The organism is Pseudomonas sp. FBCC-B1565, from assembly GCF_059133265.1.
The window spans coordinates 1,491,345-1,513,483 of the sequence record NZ_CP101438.1 but is presented as its reverse complement, the minus strand read 5'-3'; the positions used below and the strand labels follow the sequence as shown (position 1 = coordinate 1,513,483).

Below are 22,139 nucleotides of genomic sequence, written 5' to 3'. Positions count from 1 at the left end.
TCCTATGCGAATTACGCAGCCCTCCCCCCGATCAGGGAAAAGCGTGCGGTCGGTCAGACCGTAACACGACCCTCAAAAGTTCTCCGGTACCGCCTCCCGATGTGCGTTTGGAAGGGACGAATGGCCTTCTCCGTATCACCGATAATATGCACCATCGATTGAGCTGCCACCTTGGCATTGAGCTCCACCACGGTGTCTTCATCAACCCAATTCTTGCCCGATGTGAACCGTTCGGAATCGCAAATTATGTAGGCGATTCGCGGAGAGATCGGATAGTAAAAATCAGCGTGTTCAGGTGCGACGAACTCTGTCTCTGAGACACACGGGTGCACGTTGACGACAGGATGGTCTGACGTAATGAAAGGCACATTGGTGTCGTTTACCAATAACGCGTGCCTATCATTCTGGCGGCTCGCATACAGGTTGAATCCGATACTCATCCCAAACATGTAGCTTAGAAACCACCAGGCGTGCGCCATCGCGTCGGCCACTTCAATCTCTAGAGCGTTGCGTCGGGGTTGAGCCTGGATCACGCCATCTCGGAAAGGCTTCGTGCGGGAGATCTGGTGTCCAAAGAACATCATGAACTCAATCATGTGCTGGTCATCTTGCAGTACATCAAGTTGCTCATCAGCAAGCGCGGACAACACAGTGAACGCCCCTTTTTCGTGGGATGCGTGAAGATTCTCCAGCAGGTTGCATTTCATGGCATGAAGATGCAGCTCGGCTTCTTGATTCTGCACACCAGACTCACGATAGATGGCCTCAGCGTGCTGCATCCTCAGAAAGTCATTGAGGTATGACAAATGCTGCTGATGAAGACGGTCAGGGCTTTTTCTGGAGAAGCCTTTAATCACTTCCACATGCATGTTGGTAAGCGCTGTGGTCTTGTAGAAATAGTCGTCAGCAGCTATGGCTCGCACGCTGTCGTGGGCAATCTTGCCAGTCTTCGTGGTGTAGAAAACTTTATTCGTGCCGCTTCCCCAGCGGGTCAAATATTTCGCCCAAACGTAATGGTGACGCTTCTTGGCTTCGAGGTCTTTGCGCGACATGGGCGTCCGTTCCATAGGGTGTTGGCTCGCAAGCTCCCAGCCTACGAAGCTCCCGTCAAGCCATTCGTTGTACCTACCTGGGGATGACAGCTCGCCTGCTGACTGGCCAACTTAGCGTCGGTGTCAGGCCGCTCTCTGCTAGTCATTACTACCGCGTGCTCTCGTTAAGGAGATGCAAAGGGTTGACGGCACGAATGCAATTGACTGGTCAGTGAAAACGCAAATATGCGTATGCGCTCCATAAACCCCACCTATCCCAAGGTGGGTCAACGGTTTACCGTGGCATCTCCGGTGAGCAGTTCCACGGCAGCAAGGCTTCGTAGTCTTCGACCGTCGAGGCATACGGCAACCGCTCCAGTACGTGGCGCAGCCACGTATAGGGCTCCTGGCCGTTGAGCTTGGCGGTCTCGACCAGGCTGTAGATCTGGGAGCTGGCCGTGGCACCCTTGGGCGTATCGCTGAACAGCCATGCCTTGCGTCCTATTACAAACGGCTTAATCGCTCTTTCAGCGGCGTTGTTGTCTATGGGTAAAAAACCGGCTTCGACGTAACGCTCCAGCCGGCTCCAGTTGTTCGCCAGATAATGCACGGCCTTACCCAGTGCACTTTGCGCCGTGACTTGCGGCTGGGTCTTAGCCAGCCAGCTTTTCAGTTGGGCCAGGATCGGCAAGCTCTTTTCCTGACGAGCGATAAACCGTTGTTCATCGCTGGCGTCTTTGGATTCGCGTTCGATGCCGTACAGTTTGTTGATCATCGTCAGCGCGATATCTGCCCTCCCGGTTTTACCCTTGGGCTGCACTTTTTGCGCATCCACGAACTTGCGGCGTGCATGGGCCATGCATGCCAGACGTTCCACGCCCGGCTGCAACGCCAAGGCGTTATAGCCCGCGTAATCATCGGTCATCACGTAGCCGCGATAACTGTCCAGCAAGCGCAACGGCACGTCCTGCGCTCGGCTGGAGGTGTAGTCGAACAGCACGACTTTCTTGTCCGGTGGGCCGCTGGCCTGCACCCACATCCAGGATTGACTGGTCGGGTCACGATCCGGCTCCTTCAACACCTGGACGCGCGTTTCATCGCAGTGGATCACCGGGCTTTCCAGCAAGCGGTCGCGCATCAAATTCAGCAGTGGCTGGAAGTGTTCGCTGCACTGGATCACCCAGCGCGCCAGCGTCTGGCGCGCAATCTCGACGCCATGTCGGCTGAGCACGGTTTCAAACCGGTGCAACGGCAAGCCATCGACATACTTGGTAGTCAGCAGCATCGCCAGCACGCTGGGGCTGGCCATGCTCTTTTCGATCAGTTGGGCAGGCTTGTCAGCCGTGACCGGTGCAGTTTCACAGCCCCGGCAACCGTAGACCTTGCGGATGTGCCTGATGACACGGATCTGCATCGGCACGATGTCCAGTTGCTCGCTGGTCTCTTCGCCGATGGCGTGTTTGCGGCAACCGCATGCACAGGTCAGTTCGTGTTCGGGCAGTTCGTGGATGACTTCGATACGCGGCAGATCGGCCGACAACGGCTTGCGTTTGCCACGGCGCTGCGTCGGCGCAACGGCTTCTTCGTTGGGGTCATCAACGAGCGGCATCGGCTCGCTTTCGGGCTCGTTGAACAGCGCCAGTTGCGGCGTGTTGGGCTCGACAGTCTGTTCGGACTTGCGCCCGAACAAGCGGTCGCGCAGCAACTTGATCTGTTCTCTCAGGTCGACGATGTGGGTTTGATAAGCCTGGGCCACTTCTTCCTGGCGACTGAGTGCCTCAAGCAGCAGTTGCTTGAGCAAAACAGGATCATCAGGAAGGTCGTCGGGCAGGGAAATCATGGCCCGGATTATACCGGGTCAGGCTACGTAGCGTGGGGTCAAAACCTGATGAGGGCGGTTGCGCCAAAGGTCAAAACCATCGAGTAACCAGTTGAGTTCCTGGACCGTCAGGACGATCGCCTCGTCGCTGGCATCGGGCGAAGTTTTAAAACGCTCGGATTCGAGGCGCTTGAGCCAGAGGCAGAAGCCGTTGCGCTCCCAATACAATATCTTCACTCGGTTGCGTGGCTTGTTGAGGAAGACGAAAAGCACAGGGTCGAACACCGCCACTTTGATGTCCAGCTCGACCAGAGCGGCGAGGCCATCAATGGATTTTCGAAAATCCACGGGCTTGGGGTAGAGGTAGACTTTTTCGACTTTGGCGTCGGGTCGCATCATGACGGAATGGCTCCAGAAAAGGATCGGGAGCACAGCATCAGATTTCAACTTGAGGCTTTGAATGTGTAGGTGATGGATCGCTTACAAATATGCGATCACGTCCATGCAATGACGCAAACGCCCCCGCAAGCACTTGCATGTCGAGAAGTGAAAATGAAATAACCAGCCAGACCAGGCTGGAAGCTTTGCACCATAAGGCCTGCACGCTTTCCCTTAGCTCCCACCTCATAAGCATGAACCCCCAAGAAAACAAGCCGTTCGCTTTGAGAAAACTCCGCCGCCCCCCTATTGCCATTGGGTTTGGTGACTTGAAACGCCGCCTTGAAGGGGACGCTGTCTGTGCAATGGTTTGTCATTTTCTTTCAAACCTTTGCACAAAATGAAATTGACGATTGCCTGGGAGGCCCCACGGCCCGCATGGGCTGGAGGATGGTTTGCACTACACCTGTGTTTGCAATAAAAACGCACACGAAGCGCGTCGGCGGGAGGGGGATAAGTGCTTTTTCATGGCGTTTTTTTTAAGTATTCGATTGCAGCTCTTGCAGTGAATGCTTTTTTTTATCCCTCTCCGGCGTGAACAAAACAGCTACAGGATGCTCATCAACATCATGAACATCCCGCGTCAAGCGATTACATGCCGCATGCTGCGGGGCCTACTACATTCAAGACATTATTATTCGATTTTTTATATCGTTCAATATATCTTCAAGAGGAGTTTTCTTTTCATTCTTGAGACCCTCAAGTGCAACAATCAAATCAGCGTCAGTTAACGGTATTATCAAGCCATGACCATTCTTGAATGAGTCCCTGCACCTTTCAATGAACAGGTCCTTTTTAGATATTTCCCTACAAGTTATGATCCCAAGCATGCCGCGATTAACAGTCAACCTTCCAATCATCTGATCGAGCTCAGGATTTTGTATATCCTTAGTATAATTCTTGCATTCGACGATCACATACGGACACGGGATTTTATTAATCATATGGAGATTGTAGAAAAAGCCTTCCTTAGCACAATTCTCAAAGTATATATCGATCCTCTTCCTACCTTGATTGATCTCGGCCTCAAGAACTGGAGAAGATGCACTCGGATAAAACAACATCTCCAGTACACCAACTATGGTCTTATGGTACTCCGAAGCAGTTGCAGCACCTTGCTTGATAGCGTTAAGTCTAGAAATCAAGTGATCAACTACAACATTTAAATTCAACTCAGTATCAATTGAGTCAGATGGTAGAGGTCTTACCTGTTCCGCTTGCTGCTCTCTGAATGACTGAAAAACCAATGGATGATTTTCTGTAAATTCAAACAACCACTCTTTGCTGAACTCCTTAACGACATTCTCTTTTAAGCTCTTTTTGGATATATAGGGAGTCCCATCTTTACGATGCTCCACCCATATACTGCCAGACCTTATATGCTCGTGCTGAAGATACTCCAACACGTGCATATTGTAGTAGTTCTCAGGCGCATAAGCCTTGCTATAAGAAACGATACCTTTCGGTGTTAGAAGGATCTTCTTCCCCTCAACCAGTAATGTATCCTCATGAGAAAAAGTCCATTTTTTCTTAGAGGCATCCCAGATCGGCCCCGCAGACACACCAGCGGTCAAAGCAATGCCGTGTAATTTGCACTGAGCTTGCGTGTAGGCAATGAGACTACCCCTAATAAGGTTGGTAGTCATGTCGGATACCTTATCTTTCCCAATGCCTGGGATGAATAATCTGAAGTCCTCTAAATCAGTAATTTTTCCAGACTTTATCGCCTTGCTGCCCATGATGCTTTCAAATAATTTTTTTGCATCTTCACTTCCAATGCCATTACCTCTAGGCTTACCCGAAGAAAGCCCCAAGCAAGTTTCATTTGGTTCATGAAGATGTGAAAACAACTCAAAAGCATCTTCATCCTTTCCTTCACGAACAAGATCTAAAAAATGTGAGAAAAAAGATCTCACAGAACTAGAGGCCTTCATTGACCAGCGATCCGGCCTAAGCCCTAACAAATAAGGATCAACAAATAGCCTAGTATCAAGATCAGTATCAATATCCACAAAATCGAGTTCAAACTGAGTTTTTGAAAGACTGAAGCGCTTCGATAATTTCATAAATCCCTTAATCCACCAGAAAACACTGACCGTTTTTTGAGAACTCATCGACTACTGAATAATCTTGAGAACTATATTTGATCCCAAAGCGCAGACACGTATGCCAGCTCCGCATTAACCATCTTCATTAGTTTCGCTTGCGAAATCGAGTCATTAGAACTGCAAAATAACTTTCCATTTCTGACATCAAGCACCGCCATTTTACAGTCTGCAACTGCCCCCCCAGATAGTGCGGTCGCCATCAACGCCAAGACGATATCTATGCGGAGCTTTTGCAGAGGCTCATCTTTGAGATACAGCTTTATTAGAAATGGCTCGCCTTCAATGACAAGACCTAGCTCCGGATTAATTCCAATATCAATACCTTGAAAGCTATAATTCGAACTGAACGGCGCACTCCAAACAATATTCTTTTTTCCCCACCACTTCTCATAACCCTGGATGGCTTTCGGATAATTTTTTATCTTTTTTTCATCAGTGAGAAATTTCAGAATTTCGTAAAGTTCTTTTTTCGAATGACTGTTCTGGTGAACTGAAACAATGCCTTCCCTGAGAGCCTTATAGAAGTCAGTCTGAGGAGAATAAGATTGGCGATATTTTATTTGACTGACTTTTGTTGCCTTGGGAGTTCCCGACTTGGAAATGATGTCTACAACGTCGGTGAGAGAAATTCTCGGCATCCTTGACCCCCTAGACAAAAAATCGCTTTTTTTGCTCGTTCTATGAACTCTAGACCAATAGAGGCTTTTTGCAATCACAAGAAGGAAGGATCAGGCGTTTTGCAGGGTAATGCTGTCAACCCGCAACAAGCTGCGAAGCGCGCGCTTTGTTTACGGCGCAGAAGGACTGATTCAATTTCAGCGTCGACAGGGTGTGAGAGCTGAAAATAGGGAAGAAATCTCAGCAGAAGTATAGAGAGGAGTAACCAGGAGCATCTAGTTTGCTGTCACGCTGCTGTCACCGCATGAGAAGAAAACGACCTTCCTGGTCCGGAAGCATTGAAAAATATGGTGTCCCAGGGCAGGTTCGAACTGCCAACCTTCCCCTTAGGAGGGGGATGCTCTATCCAATTGAGCTACTGGGACAAATGACAGCCGCTACACTGGGACGCGGCGACAGACGGCGTGCATGTTAACGGCCAGGGTAGGTTTTGTCATGTCGTCCGTAGGCTTTTTGAGTGTAGGCCGATACTTGCCTGGTTGATCGTGTTTCAACCCCGGCGACGCGGGCGCACGGGCTGTATCGTGCAAAATGCACTCCCTCAAAATGCCATCATTGCAAATTGCAACCTAAAAGCCATTAAAACCATCGGTAAGTATCTGATTTTATTGAATTAATAGATTGGCACGACACCTGCAATACTTCTCCTACAACCCCAATAAGCCTCGGCGTTAAACGGAGAACATAATCATGAACAGTGCCCTTCTGTTAGCCCTGAACACCGTCGCCCTGGCCGCGTTGGTCATGTTTCATTTTCAATCCACCGGTAGCAACGACCCTGCGCAGATCAGCCAGGCCATCCCCCACCATTTGCAACAACGCCCGCAACTGGCAGTGATGACTCCGAATGCGCAATCGCCGGTACGCCTGACCCAAGACACCCAAGCGGCACCTGCTACTGAACACTGGGTATTCTGAGGAAGCCGCTGATGAATAAATATGCCTGGCTGTTCCTGTGCCTGACCGTTGCCACAGCGGTTCTGGGTTTGGGTGCGGAATCTCAAGACGGCACAACCACCGCTTTCATTGCCAGCGGTGTATTCGCCAGCCTCTTATTGCTGACGCTCATCGTCGGTCGTCGCATCAAATTCGACCCTGTCCTGCGCTAATCCCCTCTGCGCCCGACCTTATGTCGCCTGACCCTCGCATATCGGCAAATTGCCACTAGTCTTAAAGCTAAGGGCAAAGGGCCACTTTGCTATAGGATGTGCGGCCTGAAACCCTGTAGTGGCCCGGGCTTGCGGGAAGTTCCCTCGCGGATTCACGCGGTGAAAAATTTTCCAACCAGTCCGCAAAAATGCAAATGAGTGCTGGCATAAAGCCTTTAGGCAGTTCAATATTTGTCACAGAATTGACGCCAAGGAACTGTCAAATCTGAGGCATGATGCGGCCTCTTTGCAATTCAGGTTGAACTTTGGTCGTGAGCCTTGTCTTAACACTCATCTTGCGGCCAATTCCAAAAACCGCTCCCCTGAACTAACCGGTTAAATATATGCGCCCATTGAAACAGGCAATTTATTCCAGCCGTACGGCTGACAAGTTCGTCGTACGTCTGCCAGACGGAATGCGGGAACGCATTGCCGAGGTGGCTCGCAATCATCACCGCAGCATGAACTCCGAAATCATCGCTCGCCTGGAACAAAGCCTCATTCAGGAAGGTGCGCTGGGCGACGAGTTGAGCATGCGCCTGGACAGCCCAGAGCTGTCGTTGCACGAACGCGAACTGCTGCAGCGTTTTCGTCAGCTCTCCCACCGCCAGCAAAATGCTCTCGTCTCGCTTATCGCGCACGACGTTGAGGCGGCCGCAGAAGCCAATTGATCTGCAACTGAAAGCCGAAGCCAGCCATGTGCTGGCTTTTTTTTGCCTGGGATTTGGGAAGAGAATGCAAGGCGGGAGCAGATACGCTCCCGCCGGATGGAATCAAAGTAGAAAGATCGTCGCCAGACCCAGGAAGATGAAGAAGCCACCACTGTCGGTCATGGCCGTGATCATCACACTGGCCCCCATGGCAGGGTCACGCCCAAGACGAGCCAGGGTCATCGGGATCAATACGCCCATCAGCGCCGCCAGCAGCAGGTTGAGGGTCATCGCAGCCGTCATCACCACCCCCAGCGACCAACTGCCATACAGCAAGTAAGCCACCACACCGATCACCCCACCCCACACAAGACCGTTGATGAGGCCAACCGCCAGCTCCTTACGCAGCAAACGCGATGAATTGGCGGTACTCACCTGATCCAGCGCCATGGCGCGCACGATCATGGTAATCGTCTGGTTACCCGAGTTTCCGCCGATCCCGGCCACAATCGGCATAAGTGCTGCAAGCGCCACCAACTTCTCGATCGACCCTTCGAACAAGCCAATAACCCGCGAAGCGATAAAGGCTGTGATCAGGTTGATGGCCAACCACGCCCAACGGTTATGCAGCGAGCGCCAAACCGAGGCAAAGATATCTTCCTCTTCACGCAGACCCGCCATGTTGAGGACTTCGGTCTCGCTTTCTTCACGAATCAAGTCGACGATTTCATCGATGGTCAGACGACCAATCAGTTTGCCGTTCTTGTCGACAACCGGCGCCGAGATCAGGTCGTAACGCTCGAATGCCTGGGCCGCGTCGTAAGCGTCCTCGTCCGGATGAAAGCTCACGGTGTCGCTGGCCATCAGGTCGGCAACTTTCTTCTCCGGATCATTGACCAGCAGGCGCTTGATCGGCAGCACGCCTTTGAGAATGCCTTCGTAATCCACCACGAACAATTTGTCGGTGTGACCTGGCAGCTCTTTGAGTCGGCGCAGGTAACGCAGCACCACTTCCAGGCTGACGTCTTCACGGATGGTGACCATCTCGAAGTCCATCAGGGCGCCGACCTGGTCCTCGTCATAGGACAGCGCGGAGCGCACACGCTCGCGCTGCTGAGTATCCAACGCTTCCATGAGCTCATGGACAACATCACGAGGCAGCTCAGGGGCCAGGTCGGCCAGTTCGTCGGCGTCCATCTCCTTGGCTGCAGCCAGGAGTTCGTGATCGTCCATGTCGGCGATCAGGGTTTCACGAACCGAGTCGGACACTTCGAGGAGGATGTCGCCGTCGCGGTCAGCCTTGACCAACTGCCATAGGGTCAGTCGATCATCCAGCGGCAAGGCTTCGAGAATATAGGCGACGTCGGCGGAGTGCAGGTCGTCAAGCTTGCGCTGCAGCTCGACGAGGTTTTGCCGGTGAACCAGGTTTTCAACCAGGTTGTTATTCGGGCCATCCTGGCGGTGCGTAAGGTCTTCGACCACACGCTGGCGCTGCAGCAGCTCAATGACTTGAGCCAGGCGATCCTGCAGGCTTTCTTGTGTTTTCTTTACTTCTACTTCGGTCATAGGCGAACTCCACTCCCAGCAGCGGGGCACGCCGGAAGGATCAATCAGTCAATTCATGATTGGTAAAACGGGGTACTGAGTAACTACTGGGTAAGTCCATGGAGGTATTCCACAAGCCCCGGCGGGGCTGACGGGCGCAATGATACACCGCCCGGCCACTTTAAACGTCAAAAAACTGGAAAGAACAAGCGCTTGCGAGCCAAAGCTGAGCAACGGCCGCATCTATGAACTGCGACGACGCAGCGGATGAGGAAAACACATGAAGGCGAGAGAAAAAGAACAAATCCCACACAAACCCCAGACGGCAAAAAGCCCGCACTAGGCGGGCTTTTTGTTTGTATGGTGCACTCGACAGGATTCGAACCTGTGACCGCTCGGTTCGTAGCCGAGTACTCTATCCAGCTGAGCTACGAGTGCAGATTGTGTTTTTAGACCAGATCACAACTGGTTGTAACCGAATCACCTGCATTGCTGCAACTGACTCTTAAATGGTGCACTCGACAGGATTCGAACCTGTGACCGCTCGGTTCGTAGCCGAGTACTCTATCCAGCTGAGCTACGAGTGCATTTGTTGCCGCGCATTATAGGCCGTTCAATCTCTATGTAAAGCTATTTTTTCGAGTAATTTCAACAACTTACCGAAAAAACCAGATTGCAACGTACTAAGCAAATAATGGCGGAGAACGGGGGATTCGAACCCCCGACACCCTTTTGAGGTGTACTCCCTTAGCAGGGGAGCGCCTTCGGCCACTCGGCCAGCTCTCCGCAACACGGGGCGTATATTAACCACGTTCATCCCCGTTTGCAAACATAAAAAACGATAAAAATTAAAGGCTTGGTTCTTCGTCCTTCTCTTTCTTGATCCGCAGGTAGATTTCCTCGCGGTGCACCGCTACCTCTTTCGGAGCGTTAACCCCGATACGCACTTGATTGCCTTTGACGCCGAGCACGGTCACGGTGATTTCGCCATCACCGATAATCAGGCTTTCTGCGCAACGACGAGTCAGAATCAGCATACCTTTCTCCTCACGCATTTCAGTTCAGGAACAACAGTCTGCAAAAAAAAGGCCTTCGACCTACAACCCAAAGGCCATAGCCCTACCGCCTAAGTATTGTCGAGCGCGCGCAAAAGAACATGCGCCCTACAAAAAAAGGAAAGGCGCGGTAAACCGCGCCTTCCAGGCACTGCGTCACTCGCCCTGTCGGGCCGGAGCGTCCAGCTCAAAAGCGGTATGCAGAGCGCGTACAGCCAACTCCAGGTACTTCTCTTCGATCACCACCGAGACTTTGATTTCCGAGGTGGAGATCATCTGGATGTTGATGCTTTCCTTGGCCAGGGCCTCGAACATGCGGCTGGCAACGCCGGCATGGGAGCGCATGCCCACGCCCACGATCGACACCTTGGCAATCTTGGTATCACCAACCACTTCACGGGCGCCGATTTCCTTGGCAGTGTTCTGCAGGATCCGCTCGGCCGCATCGTACTCGTTGCGGTGCACAGTGAAGGTGAAATCGGTGGTGTTATCGTGCGAAACGTTCTGCACGATCATGTCGACTTCGATGTTGGCACCGCTGATAGGACCCAGGATCTTGAACGCCACGCCCGGGGTATCCGGCACGCCACGGATAGTCAGCTTGGCTTCATCACGGTTGAAAGCGATACCGGAAATGATCGGCTGTTCCATGGATTCCTCTTCATCAATAGTAATGAGGGTGCCCGGACCCTCCTTGAAGCTGTGCAATACGCGCAGCGGAACGTTGTACTTGCCGGCGAACTCCACCGCACGGATCTGCAACACCTTGGAACCGAGGCTGGCCATTTCCAGCATCTCTTCAAAGGTGATCTTGTCCAGGCGCTGAGCCACGGACACCACACGCGGGTCGGTGGTGTAGACGCCATCCACATCGGTGTAGATCTGGCATTCATCAGCCTTGAGGGCCGCTGCCAGCGCCACGCCGGTGGTGTCCGAACCGCCACGCCCGAGGGTGGTGATGTTGCCCTGCTCGTCCACACCCTGGAAGCCTGCTACAACTACCACGCGCCCGGCTTTCAGGTCCGTACGGATTTTCTGATCGTCAATCTGCAGGATACGCGCCTTGGTATGCGCGCTATCGGTGAGGATGCGCACCTGGCTGCCAGTGTAGGACACCGCCGGCACACCGCGTTTATTCAACGCCATGGCCAGCAACGCGATAGTCACCTGCTCGCCGGTGGACACGATCACATCCAGCTCACGCGGCAGCGGCTGTTGATCACCACTGATTGCCTTGGCCAGATCGATCAGGCGATTGGTCTCGCCGCTCATGGCCGACAGCACCACCACCAGGTCGTCGCCGGCATCGCGGAACTTCTTAACCTTGTCGGCCACCTGCTCGATTCTTTCGACAGAGCCGACCGAGGTGCCTCCAAATTTCTGTACGATCAAAGCCATTTCTAAGCCGCCTCAGCCCGTAAAGGGGCGCCTAATATCCAATCAACCAGCACCACACCGGCCCGTGACTAGACCACGGGCCGGTTAACAGTGCCTTAAATACCTGCCTCGACAAACGGCACGGTCAGGGCCAGGGCCGCGTCCAGGCTGCCGGCGTCTACACCACCGCCTTGCGCCATGTCCGGACGACCACCACCCTTCCCGCCCACTGCCGCGGCGGCTTGCTTCATCAAATCACCGGCTTTGAGTTGGCCAGTCAGGTCCTTGGTCACACCTGCAACCAGCACGACCTTATCCTCATGGACACCGCCGAGCAGGATCACTGCGCGGCCGAGCTTGTTCTTCAACTGATCGACCAAGGCCAACAGCGCCTTGCCGTCCTGGCCGTCCAGGCGTGCAGCCAGGACTTTGACGTCCTTGACGTCCACCGCCGAAGCCGACAGGTCGTCGCCGGCCGCACTGGCCGCCTTGGCCTGCAACTGCTCCAGCTGTTTCTCCAGGGCGCGGTTGCGCTCCAGCACAGCGGACAGCTTGTCGATCAGATTGTCGCGGCTGCCCTTGACCAGGCTGGCCGCTTCCTTGAGTTGTTCTTCCGCCGCATTCAGGTAGGCCAGGGCCGCAGCGCCGGTCACCGCTTCGATACGACGCACACCGGAGGCCACGCCGCCTTCGCTGATGATTTTCAGCAGGGCGATGTCGCCGGTACGGTTGGCGTGGATACCGCCACACAGCTCCACCGAGAAGTCACCGCCCATGCTCAGTACACGCACGCTGTCGCCGTACTTCTCGCCGAACAGCGCCATGGCGCCCTTGGCCTTGGCGGTCTCGATATCGGTTTCTTCGGTTTCTACCGCGGTGTTCTTGCGAATCTCGGCGTTGACGATGTCTTCCAGGGCCTTGATCTGCTCAGGCTTGATCGCTTCAAAGTGGCTGAAGTCGAAACGCAGGCGCTGGCTGTCTACCAAAGAACCCTTCTGCTGCACGTGCTCACCCAGAACCTGGCGCAGCGCGGCGTGCAGCAAGTGCGTGGCCGAGTGGTTCAGCGAAGTGGCATGACGCACATCAGCGTCCACCTGGGCATCGACCGGCGCACCCACGGTCAGGCTGCCCGAAGCCAACACACCGTGGTGCAGGAACGCACCGCCGGTCTTGGTGGTGTCACGCACATCAAAACGACCGGAAGCCGCCTTGAGGAAACCGCAGTCGCCAATCTGGCCACCGGACTCGGCGTAGAACGGGGTCTGGTCCAGAACCACAACACCGTCATCGCCTTCATTCAGTACATCAACCGACTGGCCGTCCTTATACAGGGCGACCACTTTGGCCGAGCCGCTGGTGGCCTTGTAACCGGTGAATTCAGTGGCTACGTCAACCTTGACCAGGCTGTTGTAGTCCATGCCGAACGAGCTGGCCGAACGTGCACGCACGCGCTGGGCTTCCATCTCGCGCTCGAAACCTTCCTCGTCGAGGGTCAGGTTGCGCTCACGGGCGATGTCGCCAGTCAGGTCCATCGGGAAACCGTAGGTATCGTAGAGCTTGAACACCACGTCACCCGGCACCACGGAGCCTTGCAGGTTGGCGAGGTCTTGCTCGAGGATCTTCAGGCCCTGCTCAAGGGTCTTGGCGAACTGCTCTTCTTCAGCTTTGAGCACGCGCTCGATGTGCGCCTGGTTCTGCTTGAGTTCCGGGAAGGCTTCGCCCATCTCGGCCACCAGGGCCGCGACGATCTGATAGAAGAAACTGCCGTTGGCACCCAGCTTGTTACCGTGACGGCAAGCACGACGGATGATGCGACGCAGCACGTAGCCACGGCCTTCGTTGGACGGCAGCACACCGTCGGCAATCAGGAAGCCACAGGAACGGATGTGGTCGGCCACAACCTTGAGGGAAGCCTGGTCTTCATTGGTGCAACCAATGGCCTTGGCCGCAGCGGCCAGCAGGCTCTGGAACAGGTCGATCTCGTAGTTGGAGTGCACGTGCTGCATCACCGCACTGATCCGCTCCAGGCCCATGCCGGTATCCACCGACGGCGCTGGCAACGGATGCAACACGCCATCGGCGGTGCGGTTGAACTGCATGAACACGTTGTTCCAGATCTCGATGTAACGGTCGCCGTCTTCTTCTGGCGAGCCCGGTGGGCCGCCCCAGATGTCAGCGCCGTGGTCGTAGAAGATCTCGGTGCAAGGGCCGCACGGACCGGTATCGCCCATGGTCCAGAAGTTGTCGGAGGCGTACGGTGCGCCTTTGTTGTCGCCGATGCGCACCATGCGCTCAGCCGGCACGCCGACTTCCTTGGTCCAGATGTCATACGCTTCGTCATCGCTGGCGTAGACGGTGACCCAGAGTTTTTCCTTCGGCAGTTTCAGCACGCCAGTCAGGAAGGTCCAGGCGAAGTTGATCGCGTCTTGCTTGAAATAATCGCCAAAGCTGAAGTTGCCGAGCATTTCGAAAAAAGTGTGGTGACGGGCGGTATAGCCGACGTTTTCCAGGTCGTTGTGCTTGCCACCGGCGCGTACGCATTTCTGGCTGCTGACGGCGCGGGTGTACGCGCGCTTTTCCTGGCCCAGGAAGCAGTCCTTGAACTGGTTCATCCCCGCGTTAGTGAACAGCAGGGTAGGGTCATTGCCTGGGATCAAGGAGCTGGAGGAGACACGGGTGTGACCTTGCTCTTCGAAGAAGCGAAGGAAGGCTTCACGGATTTCTGCGCTTTTCATTAGGTTCTTCCACGGAGGCTGCGGCCAAAGGCCAGTGCGCAACATCATCAGACGGAGCGTCGGCAAAGGGCCGCATTATATCGGCCCTTTGCCGGTGGTACAGCGTGTTTATGCGATAGAGAGGCTCAATTAGACGGTCTGCACCGTCATTTGCGCGAAAATTCGACGAATGTCGCGAGCACTTGCTCGACCTGCGCCCGGCTCACATCCAAATGCGTGACCATGCGCAAGCGCGCTGTGGCACTCAGCTTGATCCCGCGTTCGGCGGCAAACGCCTTCAAGGCCTGGGCCTGGTCACCGATCTGCACATAGACCATGTTGGTCTGCACCGGCTCCACCTCGTAACCCGCCTTGCGCAACTCATCCCCCAGCCATTGGGCATTGGCGTGGTCGTCAGCCAGGCGCTGCACCTGGTGATCCAGGGCATACAACCCCGCAGCGGCCAGGGAACCGGCCTGGCGCATGCCGCCGCCGACCATCTTGCGCAGGCGCCGGGCCTTGGCGATCAGCGCCGTGGACCCGCACAACACCGAGCCGACAGGCGCACCGAGGCCCTTGGACAGGCACACCGACACTGAATCGAAGTGCTGCGCGATCTCCCGCGCATCCACCCCCAGCTTCACCGCTGCGTTGTAGAGCCGTGCGCCATCCAAATGCAGAGCCAGGCCATGCTCTCGGGTAAACGCCCGGGCTTTGGCCAGGTACTCCAGCGGCAGCACCTGGCCCTGCATGGTGTTTTCCAGCGCCAACAGACGGGTACGGGCAAAGTGGAAGTCGTCAGGCTTGATGGCTGCCAGCACCTGGTCCAGGTCCAGTGAGCCATCCGCCTGCACTTCCAGCGGCTGCGGCTGGATCGACCCGAGCACGGCCGCCCCGCCCCCTTCGTATTTGTAGGTGTGGGCCTGCTGGCCGACGATGTACTCCTCGCCGCGCTCACAGTGGGCCATCAACGCCAGCAGGTTGCTCATGGTGCCGGTGGGCACGAACAACGCCGCGGCAAAGCCCAGGCGCTTGGCCAGTTCGGCCTCCAGTCGGTTGACGCTGGGGTCTTCGCCATACACGTCATCGCCGCTGGGGGCAGTGGCCATCGCGTCGAGCATGCCGGGGGTGGGTTGGGTCACGGTGTCGCTGCGCAGGTCGATCACAGACATGAAACAAGCCTCTCGAGGGTTCAGTAAGTGCCTTTTGTGAGTGATTACTGCGGGCAACGCCACGGAATATCAAGCCCCAACTGCATTCAATCGAATACCAACCAAACAAACTGATATAGCTTATCGATACCGCGGTCGTGCAGTTTTCGAAAAACCGTGTTAAAAACTCTCCGCCGCCAGGGTTCTGGCGGCAACGTTCTCAGGGCGGGGTGCAATTCCCCACCGGCGGTAATTACACGCAATGTGTATAGCCCGCGAGCGCTTGGCGCCTCGAACTGCTCACGCAGGACGGCGACAAGGTCAGCAGACCCGGTGTGATCCCGGGGCCGACGGTCATAGTCCGGATGAAGAGAGAACGGGATTGGCACCTGAGGGCCGCGCACGATGTGTGCTCGCGTACCCTTAAATCCCATTCGATTCATAACGCCCTGTTTTTTTCTTAAACAGGAGTCAGAACATGCAACCCACCGCAATCGACAGCAAAGCCAAGCACCACCACGGCGAACGTATCGCGTTTATCCAGGCTTGCTGGCACAAGGAAATTGTCGACCAGAGCCGTAAAGGCTTCCTCGCCGAGATCATCGCCCAGGGCTACCAGGAATCGGACATCGATTTCTTCGAAGTCGGCGGCGCCTTTGAAATGCCCCTGCACGCCAAGCTGCTGGCCAAGACCGGCCGTTACGCCGGTATCGTCGCCGCCGCGCTGGTAGTGGACGGTGGCATCTACCGCCACGAATTCGTCGCCCAATCGGTGGTCAGCGGCCTGATGCAGGTGCAGCTGGAAACCGAAGTGCCGGTGTTCTCGGTGTCCCTGACCCCGCATCACTTCCACGCCGGCAGCGAACACCAGACCTTCTTCTACGAGCACTTCGTGCACAAAGGCCAGGAAGCAGCACGCACCTGCGCCGACACCTTGCACAAAGTCCGCGCGATTCGCCGTAGCGAGCCACGCGCGGTAGCAGTCTAAGCAACACGGCAAAGTACAAGGTGGGAGGGGGCTTGCTCCCGATGGCAGTGTGTCAGTCACTTAATTGTCAACTGACCCACCGCTATCGGGGGCAAGCCCCCTCCCACATTTGGATCGGATGAGGCTTTGAGCTTCAGGCCAAGCCGACGTCCGTCGTCGGCACAATCAATATCCCCGCCCGCAAACCATTCTTCACCTTCGGGTTGGGGAAGATAATGCGCGCGCCCTCCTCCTCGATCACCCAGCGGGTCTTGGCCACGTCTTCGGCCAGCAGATAGCCCTGGGCCAACGGCGAGAAGTTTTCCACATCCGCCGGCAGGTGCAGCAGGAAGGCGTCGCTGTGCTTGATGACTTCACGGGAGACGGCAAACAGTTGCAGGCCGTCGAGGCTGCTGGTCGGCGGCTCGGTGCCTTCGATGATCTGCTTCAGACGTGTTTCCAGGCGGGACACATCCACGCTCTGGTTTTGCCCGAAGGGCCGCGCCTTGCCCAATTCCAGGGTGAACGCCTCGGCATCGAGCTGTTCGTAGGTAAACGCGGTGAACGTGATCGAGGTCTTGTTCTGCAGCAGCACCGCTTGCATGCCGGCAGCGTTCAGGCGCGCCAGCTCATGGCGTGAATGCTGGCGACCTTCTTTCCACGGGTACAGGGCAAACTGCTCGATCTTCGAACCACGAATGGCCGTGTGCAGGTCGTAATGCAGGCGTGAGCGGCCCGGCACGCTGAAAAAGCTGCGGGCCAGTTGCTCCAGCTCGGCGGCGCGCATGGCCTCCGGGCCGATGTTTTTTTCATGCCGGCCGTTGAACAGCCGGTTGACGTCCAGCTCGAGGTAACGCTCGCCGCGGCGCATGGCCTCGGGGTTGCCGAACAGGAACAGAATACGGGTACGGGGCTTGATCTCCCCACGGGCAATACCATGCAACAGGCGGTCGAGCAGTTCGATCGGCGCGGTTTCGTTGCCATGGATGCCGGACGACAGCAGCAGGTCGCTGCCGTTGTCCTTCGCTTCAGGCGGGCGCACTTCGAGTGCGCCCTCGCTGAGCCAGCGCATCTGCACGCCGTCGACAGTCAGTTGAATTTTTTGCGCCGGTTCACGACCGGCGAGGGTCAGTTCAAGCAGTTTGCCAAGGGCGAGCATACGCAGCTTCCTTAGTGGTTGCAGCCTGGGCCATGGACGTGATCGTCGTCATCACCTTCAACATCGGCCGGTTCCATTTCAAGTTGCAGGCTCATCAGGTTGGTGGCCAATGGGCGCATCAGCAGGTTGGCGTATTCGGCGTCGCCCTCTTCCACGTCCACGCCGATCAGCAGTTGGCCACGGCCGTCGTGCTGGATCCAGATTTCCTTGCCCTGCCAGACCACGGCGACGCGGGTGCAGGAAGTTTCCAGCTGGGTGCCGTCGGTGTCTTCAAGAATCAGTTTCAGGGTGTCGGTGGTCATAATAGATAGTTCTCAGCCGTACGGCGTTAATTGATCTGGAAAGGATAAACCGCGCCCAGTTTAAGGATTTGCGTCAGTTCATCCAGTGCCGTCCGGCACTCAAGCAGCAATTGCGGGTCAGCCAAGTCGCTTTCGCGCAGGCTGTCGCGGTAGTGCTTGCCGACCCACTGGGTCAGGGTGTCGTACAACGGCGCGGTCATGATAACGCCTGGATTCACCGCCGCCAGCTCCGTTTCGTTCAACGCTACGCGCAAACGCAGGCACGCCGGGCCACCGCCGTTCTGCATGCTTTGCTTGAGGTCGAACACCTTCACCTCGCGGATCAGGCCACCGGCAGCGGTCAGGTTTTGCAGATACTGCCAGACGCGTTCATTGGCGCGGCATTCTTCCGGCACGATCAGCAGCATCGAACCATCGGCGCGGCTCAGCAGTTGGCTGTTGAACAGGTAGGAACGTACCGCGTCCTCCACGCTGACCTGGCCGCGGGGCACGCACACCGACTGGAAGTTACCCCCCAGCTTGGCCAACTTGCCTTGCAGCTCGCCGAGCATCTGTTCGGTATTGAGGAACGCGTCTTCGTGGTAGAACAGCACTTCGCCGTTACCCACCGCGATCACGTCGTTGTGGAACACCCCGGCATCGATCACCGCCGGGTTCTGCTGGGCATAGACCACACCGTCATCCTGCAAACCGTGCAAACGCGCGACGGCCTGGGAGGCTTCGAGAGTCTGGCGCGCCGGGTACTTCTGCGGCGCCGGGTAGCGGGGGTCGAACGCGCTGCGACCAAACACGAAAAACTCGACGCCCGCCTCTCCGTACTCACGGCAGAAACGCGTGTGGTTGGCCGCACCTTCATCGCCGAACTGCGCCACGGCGGGCAACGCAGCGTGGTGGGCGAAGTGCTTCTGATCAGCAAACATCGCCCCCAGCACACGACTGGTGGTCGGGTGCTCGATGCTGCGGTGGTACTTGCAATTGAGGTTGGCGGCAGTGAAATGCACGCGGCCATCCGCCGTATCGGCGCTCGGGCTGACGGTGGCGGCGTTGGCCACCCACATGCTCGACGCCGAGCAGCTCGCGACCAGCAACGGCATAGCGTCTTTGGCCGCCTGCTGGATCACTTGCGCGTCGGTGCCGCTGAAACCCAGATTGCGCAAGGCGGCCACGTCAGGACGTTCCTGGGGCGCCAACACACCTTGTACAAAGCCCATGTCCATCAGGGCTTTCATTTTCTGCAGGCCCTGCAACGCCGCTTCCTTGGGGTTGGAATGCTGCTGGCTGTTGCTCTGGGACGCGACGTTGCCGAAGGACAAACCGCCGTAGTTATGGGTCGGCCCCACTAGACCGTCAAAATTGACTTCATAGGATTTCATCGGCGAGGCTCCACGAACATCTGTTTTTATAAGCAATCTTCAGTACTACAGAGATCCAATGTGGGAGGGGGCAAGTCCCCTCCCACATTCAGTTCAGTGTGATGCCGGGGGTCAGCGTGGCAGGCACCACCAGGCTCGGGGTCTCAAGCGAGGCCACCGGGTACGCGCAGTAATCCGCCGCGTAATAGGCACTGGCGCGGTGGTTACCCGACGCCCCTACCCCACCAAACGGTGCGGTACTCGCGGCGCCGGTCAGTTGTTTGTTCCAGTTGACGATACCGGCACGGCTTTCCAGCCAGAACTGCTGGTAGCGCGCTTCAGAATCCGACAACAAACCTGCGGCCAGGCCGTACTGGGTGTTGTTGGCCTCGGCAATCGCCGCTGCAAAGTCAGCGTAGCGGATCACCTGCAACAACGGGCCGAACAACTCCTCGTCTTCGCGCTCGGTCACGCCGGTCACGTCGATGATGCCCGGCGTGAGCAACGCGGACTGGTCCTGTGGCTGGGTCATCTCCAACAGCGCCACCGCGCCATTGGCCAACATCAATTCCTGGGCGTCCATCAAGGCTTTCGCCGCGCCGAGGGAAATCACCGAGCCCATGAACGGCGCCGGCTGCTGGTCGAACGCGCCGACTTCGATGGTCGCGCTCACCGCCACCAGGCGCGCCAGCAACGCATCGCCCCAGGCACCTTCGGGCACCAACAGGCGACGGGCACAGGTGCAACGTTGGCCGGCGGAGATAAACGCCGACTGGATGATGGTGTAGACCGCCGCATCCACATCGGCCACTTCATCGACCACCAGCGGGTTATTGCCGCCCATCTCCAGCGCGAGAATCTTGTCCGGGCGCCCGGAGAATTGCTGGTGCAGATGATTGCCGGTGCGGCTGGAGCCAGTGAAGAACAACCCGTCGATGCCTGGGTTGGCCGCCAGGGCGATGCCGGTTTCCCGCGCACCTTGCAGCAGGTTCAGCACGCCCGCCGGCAGGCCGGCTTCGATCCAGCACTGCACGGTCAGCTCAGCGACTTTAGGGGTCAGCTCGCTCGGTTTGAACAGCACGGTGTTACCCGCCAGCAAGGCCGGAACGATATGCCCGTTCGGCAAGTGGCCGGGGAAGTTGTAAGGGCCGAACACCGCCACCACACCGTGGGGTTTGTGGCGCAATACGGCGGTGGCATCGCCCAGCGCGCCGCTCTTCTCGCCGGTGCGCTCGCGGTAGCTTTGTACCGAGATCGCGATCTTGTTGGCCATGCTGGTGACTTCGGTGGCCGACTCCCATAGTGGCTTGCCGGTTTCCTCACCAATGCAACGGGCGATTTCGTCAGCGCGTTTTTTCAGAGTGGCGGCGAAGGTCTCCAGTACGCCGATGCGCTCTTCCAGCGAACGTCTGGCCCAGGAGGGGAAAGCCTGACGCGCGGCCTGCACGGCGGACTCGACCTGTTCGGCGGTGGCGCCATTGCCGGCCCACAGCACCTGCTGGGTCACCGGGTTGCGCGATTCAAACAGCTCACCCTGGCCAGCCAGCCAGCTACCTGCGATGTACAGCGAATTCATTATTTCGACTCCCGAGCAGCGGACAACGGTACGGCACGCACTTGATCGCCCACCACCAAGCGCAGGCGCTTGGCGGTCTGCGGGTCGACCACCAGGGTTCCGGCTGCGAGGCGGGCCGGGGCGGCGGTGATCCGGCAATCTTCACGTTTGCGGTTATGGATCAGGAACGGCGTGGCGTCGTCGCCTGGGGTGCCGATCGCCAATACCAGTGTTTCGCTGTCGCGAACGGCACGGATCTTCTGGGTCTCACACTCCACCGCAGGTCCCGCGTCGAAAATATCGACGTAGCCCTGGTAGCTGAAGCCTTCACTCTTGAGCATGCTCAACGCCGGTTCGGTATCCGGGTGGACCTTGCCGATCACGTTGCGCGCATCTTCGGAAAGGAAGCAGCTATACAACGGAAACTTCGGCATCAACTCGGCGATAAACGCCTTGTTGCCCACACCGGTGAGGTAATCGGCCTGGCTGAATTCCATCTTGAAGAAGTGCCGGCCCAGGCTTTCCCAGAACGGCGAACGCCCGGCGTCGTTGGACACCCCGCGCATCTCAGCGATGATCTTGTTACCGAACAACTGCGGGAATTCGGCAATGAACAGCAGGCGCGCCTTGGCCAGCATGCGGCCGTTGAGGCCGCTGCGGTAATCGGCGTGCAGGAACAACGAGCACAGTTCGGAATTGCCGGTGAGGTCGTTGGCCAGGAACAGCGTCGGAATCTCACGGTAGATGTTCAGCTCCTGGGAGGCGCTGACGGTCAAGCCAACCCGGAAGTTGTACCAAGGCTCACGCAAGCCGACGGCGCCGGCGATGGCGGAAATGCCCACCACTCGACCCTCGTCGTTTTCCAGCACGAACAGGTAGTCGGCATCGCCGCGCCCGGCGTCGCCGCGAAAGGTTTTTTCGGCCCAGCCCACGCGGTGGGTCAGGCGCTCTTCGTTGGCCGGCAAGGTGGTGAGGCCGGTGCCGGTGCTGCGCGCCAGATCAATCAGGGCCGGTAAATCGCTGCTGCGTACGGGACGAACGATCATGCTATCTCCTCGAACGGGCCGCTGTTGTCAGCCACCCGCGAAAC

The 22,139-nt window shown here is 56.8% G+C and carries 19 protein-coding genes, 4 tRNA genes and 1 riboswitch; of the genes, 4 read left to right on the top strand and 19 right to left on the bottom strand.

The window, feature by feature from the left end:
- Nucleotides 1–53 precede the first annotated feature (53 nt).
- From NL123_RS07205 to NL123_RS07180, 6 genes are all read right to left on the bottom strand, one after another.
- A complete protein-coding gene (locus tag NL123_RS07205; protein ID WP_494357490.1) occupies nucleotides 54–1,052 on the bottom strand; it encodes a DUF4238 domain-containing protein in 999 nt (332 codons plus the stop codon).
- A 274-nt stretch (nucleotides 1,053–1,326) separates the two neighbouring features.
- Entirely contained in the window at nucleotides 1,327–2,871 is a 1,545-nt protein-coding gene (gene tnpC, locus NL123_RS07200; protein ID WP_494357040.1) for an IS66 family transposase, read from the bottom strand.
- A gap of 18 nt (nucleotides 2,872–2,889) precedes the next feature.
- Nucleotides 2,890–3,249, bottom strand: coding sequence for an IS66 family insertion sequence element accessory protein TnpB (gene tnpB, locus NL123_RS07195; RefSeq protein ID WP_027912621.1), 360 nt, complete (start codon nucleotides 3,247–3,249; stop codon nucleotides 2,890–2,892).
- Between the two features lie 662 nt (nucleotides 3,250–3,911).
- Complete coding sequence (locus NL123_RS07190) at nucleotides 3,912–5,354, bottom strand: DUF8370 family protein (protein WP_494357489.1); 1,443 nt, start codon at nucleotides 5,352–5,354, stop codon at nucleotides 3,912–3,914.
- A 71-nt stretch (nucleotides 5,355–5,425) separates the two neighbouring features.
- Entirely contained in the window at nucleotides 5,426–6,034 is a 609-nt protein-coding gene (locus NL123_RS07185; RefSeq protein WP_494357488.1) for a hypothetical protein, read from the bottom strand.
- A 328-nt stretch (nucleotides 6,035–6,362) separates the two neighbouring features.
- A tRNA-Arg gene (locus NL123_RS07180) sits at nucleotides 6,363–6,439 on the bottom strand.
- 325 nt (nucleotides 6,440–6,764) lie between these two features.
- Here NL123_RS07180 and NL123_RS07175 point away from each other — a divergent pair.
- The 3 genes from NL123_RS07175 to NL123_RS07165 all read left to right on the top strand — a co-directional run bounded on the left by NL123_RS07175 (nucleotide 6,765) and on the right by NL123_RS07165 (nucleotide 7,893).
- Nucleotides 6,765–6,992 carry a hypothetical protein gene (locus tag NL123_RS07175; protein WP_248483810.1) on the top strand — a complete coding sequence of 76 codons (228 nt, stop codon included), beginning with the start codon at nucleotides 6,765–6,767 and terminating at the stop codon, nucleotides 6,990–6,992.
- Nucleotides 6,993–7,003: 11 nt separating this feature from the next.
- Nucleotides 7,004–7,183 (top strand): PA3371 family protein, encoded by a 180-nt coding sequence (locus tag NL123_RS07170; protein WP_248483812.1) that lies wholly within the window; start codon nucleotides 7,004–7,006, stop codon nucleotides 7,181–7,183.
- A 383-nt stretch (nucleotides 7,184–7,566) separates the two neighbouring features.
- Nucleotides 7,567–7,893, top strand: a complete 327-nt coding sequence (locus tag NL123_RS07165) for an Arc family DNA-binding protein (protein WP_003175643.1) — start codon at nucleotides 7,567–7,569, stop codon at nucleotides 7,891–7,893.
- 102 nt (nucleotides 7,894–7,995) lie between these two features.
- Here NL123_RS07165 and mgtE read toward each other — a convergent pair whose 3' ends face one another.
- From mgtE to ltaE, 8 genes are all read right to left on the bottom strand, one after another.
- Complete coding sequence (gene mgtE, locus NL123_RS07160; protein WP_071490542.1) at nucleotides 7,996–9,438, bottom strand: magnesium transporter; 1,443 nt, start codon at nucleotides 9,436–9,438, stop codon at nucleotides 7,996–7,998.
- 340 nt (nucleotides 9,439–9,778) lie between these two features.
- Nucleotides 9,779–9,855 (bottom strand) — tRNA-Arg (locus tag NL123_RS07155).
- A gap of 72 nt (nucleotides 9,856–9,927) precedes the next feature.
- Nucleotides 9,928–10,004: transfer RNA gene (locus NL123_RS07150), tRNA-Arg, on the bottom strand.
- 108 nt (nucleotides 10,005–10,112) lie between these two features.
- Nucleotides 10,113–10,203, bottom strand: a tRNA-Ser gene (locus tag NL123_RS07145).
- 62 nt (nucleotides 10,204–10,265) lie between these two features.
- On the bottom strand, nucleotides 10,266–10,454 hold the full coding sequence (gene csrA, locus NL123_RS07140) for a carbon storage regulator CsrA (RefSeq protein ID WP_003175645.1): 189 nt from the start codon (nucleotides 10,452–10,454) through the stop codon (nucleotides 10,266–10,268).
- A 174-nt stretch (nucleotides 10,455–10,628) separates the two neighbouring features.
- Nucleotides 10,629–11,870 (bottom strand): aspartate kinase, encoded by a 1,242-nt coding sequence (locus NL123_RS07135; protein WP_010208327.1) that lies wholly within the window; start codon nucleotides 11,868–11,870, stop codon nucleotides 10,629–10,631.
- Between the two features lie 95 nt (nucleotides 11,871–11,965).
- Nucleotides 11,966–14,584 carry an alanine--tRNA ligase gene (gene alaS, locus NL123_RS07130; protein WP_494357487.1) on the bottom strand — a complete coding sequence of 873 codons (2,619 nt, stop codon included), beginning with the start codon at nucleotides 14,582–14,584 and terminating at the stop codon, nucleotides 11,966–11,968.
- Between the two features lie 146 nt (nucleotides 14,585–14,730).
- Nucleotides 14,731–15,735, bottom strand: coding sequence for a low-specificity L-threonine aldolase (ltaE, locus tag NL123_RS07125; protein ID WP_494357486.1), 1,005 nt, complete (start codon nucleotides 15,733–15,735; stop codon nucleotides 14,731–14,733).
- A 191-nt stretch (nucleotides 15,736–15,926) separates the two neighbouring features.
- Nucleotides 15,927–16,096, top strand: a riboswitch (FMN riboswitch).
- A 96-nt stretch (nucleotides 16,097–16,192) separates the two neighbouring features.
- Here ltaE and NL123_RS07120 point away from each other — a divergent pair.
- Nucleotides 16,193–16,702: a 6,7-dimethyl-8-ribityllumazine synthase gene (locus NL123_RS07120; RefSeq protein WP_071490545.1), complete on the top strand. Its 510-nt coding sequence runs from the start codon at nucleotides 16,193–16,195 to the stop codon at nucleotides 16,700–16,702.
- A 133-nt stretch (nucleotides 16,703–16,835) separates the two neighbouring features.
- Here NL123_RS07120 and astE read toward each other — a convergent pair whose 3' ends face one another.
- The 5 genes from astE to astA all read right to left on the bottom strand — a co-directional run bounded on the left by astE (nucleotide 16,836) and on the right by astA (nucleotide 22,095).
- On the bottom strand, nucleotides 16,836–17,840 hold the full coding sequence (gene astE / locus NL123_RS07115) for a succinylglutamate desuccinylase (RefSeq protein WP_494357485.1): 1,005 nt from the start codon (nucleotides 17,838–17,840) through the stop codon (nucleotides 16,836–16,838).
- 11 nt (nucleotides 17,841–17,851) lie between these two features.
- The gene (locus NL123_RS07110; protein WP_003214319.1) at nucleotides 17,852–18,142 is read right to left on the bottom strand and encodes a hypothetical protein; all 291 of its coding nucleotides are present in this window, start codon (nucleotides 18,140–18,142) and stop codon (nucleotides 17,852–17,854) included.
- Nucleotides 18,143–18,168: 26 nt separating this feature from the next.
- Nucleotides 18,169–19,515 (bottom strand): N-succinylarginine dihydrolase, encoded by a 1,347-nt coding sequence (astB, locus tag NL123_RS07105; RefSeq protein WP_494357484.1) that lies wholly within the window; start codon nucleotides 19,513–19,515, stop codon nucleotides 18,169–18,171.
- Between the two features lie 88 nt (nucleotides 19,516–19,603).
- Nucleotides 19,604–21,073 (bottom strand): succinylglutamate-semialdehyde dehydrogenase, encoded by a 1,470-nt coding sequence (gene astD / locus NL123_RS07100; RefSeq protein ID WP_494358283.1) that lies wholly within the window; start codon nucleotides 21,071–21,073, stop codon nucleotides 19,604–19,606.
- Nucleotides 21,070–22,095 carry an arginine N-succinyltransferase gene (astA, locus tag NL123_RS07095; RefSeq protein ID WP_092242443.1) on the bottom strand — a complete coding sequence of 342 codons (1,026 nt, stop codon included), beginning with the start codon at nucleotides 22,093–22,095 and terminating at the stop codon, nucleotides 21,070–21,072. The genes astD and astA overlap by 4 nt, the downstream gene beginning before the upstream one ends.
- Nucleotides 22,096–22,139 lie beyond the last annotated feature (44 nt).

Coding starts and splice junctions, on each gene's coding strand:
- alaS (WP_494357487.1), bottom strand. CDS start 14,584: ATGAAAAGCGCAGAAATCCGTGAAGCCTTCCTTCGCTTCTTCGAAGAG.
- NL123_RS07205 (WP_494357490.1), bottom strand. CDS start 1,052: ATGTCGCGCAAAGACCTCGAAGCCAAGAAGCGTCACCATTACGTTTGG.
- NL123_RS07190 (WP_494357489.1), bottom strand. CDS start 5,354: ATGAAATTATCGAAGCGCTTCAGTCTTTCAAAAACTCAGTTTGAACTC.
- NL123_RS07175 (WP_248483810.1), top strand. CDS start 6,765: ATGAACAGTGCCCTTCTGTTAGCCCTGAACACCGTCGCCCTGGCCGCG.
- csrA (WP_003175645.1), bottom strand. CDS start 10,454: ATGCTGATTCTGACTCGTCGTTGCGCAGAAAGCCTGATTATCGGTGAT.
- NL123_RS07110 (WP_003214319.1), bottom strand. CDS start 18,142: ATGACCACCGACACCCTGAAACTGATTCTTGAAGACACCGACGGCACC.
- NL123_RS07165 (WP_003175643.1), top strand. CDS start 7,567: ATGCGCCCATTGAAACAGGCAATTTATTCCAGCCGTACGGCTGACAAG.
- astE (WP_494357485.1), bottom strand. CDS start 17,840: ATGCTCGCCCTTGGCAAACTGCTTGAACTGACCCTCGCCGGTCGTGAA.
- tnpB (WP_027912621.1), bottom strand. CDS start 3,249: ATGATGCGACCCGACGCCAAAGTCGAAAAAGTCTACCTCTACCCCAAG.
- astB (WP_494357484.1), bottom strand. CDS start 19,515: ATGAAATCCTATGAAGTCAATTTTGACGGTCTAGTGGGGCCGACCCAT.
- astA (WP_092242443.1), bottom strand. CDS start 22,095: ATGATCGTTCGTCCCGTACGCAGCAGCGATTTACCGGCCCTGATTGAT.
- NL123_RS07135 (WP_010208327.1), bottom strand. CDS start 11,870: ATGGCTTTGATCGTACAGAAATTTGGAGGCACCTCGGTCGGCTCTGTC.
- NL123_RS07120 (WP_071490545.1), top strand. CDS start 16,193: ATGCAACCCACCGCAATCGACAGCAAAGCCAAGCACCACCACGGCGAA.
- mgtE (WP_071490542.1), bottom strand. CDS start 9,438: ATGACCGAAGTAGAAGTAAAGAAAACACAAGAAAGCCTGCAGGATCGC.
- tnpC (WP_494357040.1), bottom strand. CDS start 2,871: ATGATTTCCCTGCCCGACGACCTTCCTGATGATCCTGTTTTGCTCAAG.
- ltaE (WP_494357486.1), bottom strand. CDS start 15,735: ATGTCTGTGATCGACCTGCGCAGCGACACCGTGACCCAACCCACCCCC.
- NL123_RS07185 (WP_494357488.1), bottom strand. CDS start 6,034: ATGCCGAGAATTTCTCTCACCGACGTTGTAGACATCATTTCCAAGTCG.
- NL123_RS07170 (WP_248483812.1), top strand. CDS start 7,004: ATGAATAAATATGCCTGGCTGTTCCTGTGCCTGACCGTTGCCACAGCG.